We start from the raw sequence: 3,050 nt of genomic DNA on the forward strand, positions 1-3,050 counted from the left end.
ATTACCACGTTGGTAGAAGGGCATGTGGAGCTTGATGCGGAAGGCAAGAAAACAGATATGCACCCCAAAGATCAGGTGACTTTTAATTACAAAGACAAGGTATTCAACAAGAAGGTGGTAGCAGTTCATGATTATATATCATGGAAAGATGGCTTTTTTAGTTTTAATGAAAGCACCTTGGAAAGTATAACGGAAAACCTAAATAGGTGGTACGATGTACAAATTGTATTTGAAGATGAGGAGGTGAAAAATATAAAATTTAATGGAGTATTTAGCCGCGATTTAGGGCTTAACAAGATTTTAAATCTACTGGCAAAAACGAGTAATATAACTTATGAAATAAACAACAACCAAATAGAATTAAAGAAAAAAGGGGAATAAGTTCAGATCTCTTACCATACAAAACTTTTCCCCTTTGATTAATTATATCATAACTAATCTTAATTATTCAAATTTATGAAAATTAAATTTACCGGTTCCCTTTTTGCCCTGGCAAAAAGAGTGGTGCCCCCTAAGGTGGGTTCCGTATTTTTATTAGTTTGCACCTGTGTCTTTAGTTTGGCAATTAAAGTTTCAGCTCAGGATGCTAACATATCAATACCCGAAACCAGGCAGTATTCTACTACCCAGGTCTTCGATCTTATCAAGAAACAGACGAATTATACATTTGTTTACAGATCTGATCTTTTTAACGGTCAGCCATCAGTAAATATTTCAGAAGGTTACATTAAAACTGCTGATTTACTGAAGCTAAGCCTTGGAGATAAATTCTCCTACTGAGTACTCGGCAGAGGATAACAGCATTGTAATTACACCTAGGCCTGCGGACAAAGAAAACCTACAATCAGGAGCTAGTCATAATCAGGTACACCAAGTATCTGGTGTAGTTGGCGAAGAGTCGGGAGAAACCCTTGCAGGAGTATCTGTGATTATTCAAGGGGAGGGAAGAGGTACCATTACAGACGCGAATGGACGCTATACTTTAAATGCGCCCTCAAACAAAAACCTTATCTACTCTTTTTTAGGGTATGAAAGGGTAGAATTACCCGTAGGTAATCGTACAGAGATGAACGTTACACTCAAAGAGAGTCTCACCACACTAAGTGAGGTAACGGTTGTTTCTACAGGGTATCAAAAAATAGATCCTAATAAAGTGACAGGCTCTTACGAACTTATCAGTTCTGTGGATTTACAGGAAAGCCCCTCGATAGACATTATCGATAGGTTACAAGGTAAAGTGCCAGGCGTAAGATTCGATGCAGTTAACAATACCGTTTCTATAAGAGGACCTAACACATTCTATACAAGCTCTGCACCACTTATTGTAATTGATGGTTTTCCGGCTATTGATCAGAGTTTAAGTGCAACCCCAGGAACTGATTTTAATAATATTGGTAAAACATCCAATAACTCAGTGTTAAGTACCTTCAACATTAATGATATTGAGAGTATTTCATTTTTAAAAGATGCCTCTGCGGCCTCTATCTGGGGATCGAGAGCGGCAAATGGCGTAATTGTGATTACTACAAAAAAAGGAAAGAAAAACTCTGCTCCGGTATTTAACTTCAGCGCTACGGCCACGTATGCTAAGCCTTCAAATCTGGATGATTTGAATAGAATGAGCAGTAAAGAATATATCGATTTTGAAACCGAGCTATTTGACAATAACTTTTTCCCTGATCCTTATTCTGCCTGGAGATATCAAAATGGTAGTCAGGCATCTAATTATATGTTTCAGGCGCAAAGAGGTGAAATAACTGAGGCAGAACTAGATGCTCGGATAAATGAATTATCTCAAGTTAATAATAATGATCAGATAGAAGAGTATTTATTACAGCCAAGTGTTACCCAGCAGTACAACCTATCAATTAACGGAGGTTCCGATAATAGTACATACTATGTATCAGGAAATTACTCTTCTAATAGACCTTCTTTTAAAAGTAATTGGTCTGAGCAATATGCCATTACAGCTAATTATAATACTTCCTTTTTTAACGACAAGGTCTCATTACAGACGGGTATTAACCATACCTACTCTACAGACGAAGTAAACACAGGTGCAATTGCCTCAATTTCAGAAGGACCTTTTGGATTACGACCTTACGACTTACTTGTAGATGAAAATGGAAATGCCATAGACAGAGATATTCTTTTTACCTCCGATGTAATAGAAGATTTTGAATCACAAGGCTATCTGCCTTGGAGCTATAATTCTATAGACGAGCTTGATAACTCCAGCTCCACATTTAACAAAAACAGAACTAGGATTAATGCTATGCTCAGTGGTGATATCACTTCTTGGGCCAAGTTATCCGTTTCTGGTATGCTACAAAGAAATTCAACAGAAGTAGTAGAATATTATGATGAAGATAGCTATGAAATGAGAAGCCTTATTAACGAAGGTACCACTATTAATGAGGCCACAGGGCAGTTAGTGTATGGGGTACCTGTAGGTGGTAGATATGAAGCTGGTAATACATTTACTTCTGATTATACAATGAGAGCTCAGTTGGACATTGACAAAAACTGGAACAACATCCATCAACTGACAGCAATAGCTGGTACTGAAATAAGACAATCTAAAGGCCGTGGTTATAATATGGTAAGATACGGATACGATAAAGAATCTTCTACCACCGTAGTGGTTAATCCTACCACACCTTATGCCACCATTTATGGTAGTACCGCCACGCTAACAGGTTTTGATAGATCCATTTACAGATCTATTAACAGATACTTATCATACTATGGCAATGCCAGCTATAGCTATTTACAAAAGTATTTTATCAGTGGAAGTATTCGTTTTGATGATACTAACATGATAGGGGTAGATAAAAGAAACAGAGCTATTCCTTTATGGTCCACTGGTCTTAGATGGAATGCTAAAGCAGAAGACTTCTTGATCAATGTGAATTGGCTTAGTCTGTTAAATGTAAGGACATCTTATGGTACAGGAGGCTCATCTCCGGCCAACAATACAGGTGTTTTAAGAACATTGTATACCGTAGGTGGTACAGATTATTACAGTGGGCTTCCATATGGTTATATAG

2 protein-coding genes are annotated in these 3,050 nt (G+C 37.4%); both read left to right on the forward strand.

Going from position 1 to position 3,050, the window contains the following annotated elements; genetic code table 11:
• The coding region (locus ACXACM_RS20300) for a FecR family protein (protein WP_474824455.1) at positions 1 to 381 on the forward strand (381 nt) is incomplete at its 5' end.
• Between the two features lie 376 nt (positions 382 to 757).
• Positions 758 to 3,050: SusC/RagA family TonB-linked outer membrane protein (locus tag ACXACM_RS20305; protein ID WP_474824457.1), on the forward strand; the 2,293-nt coding region annotated here is incomplete at its 3' end.

The sequence above is a fragment of the Alteromonas sp. AWQ4_252 genome (assembly GCF_056158205.1).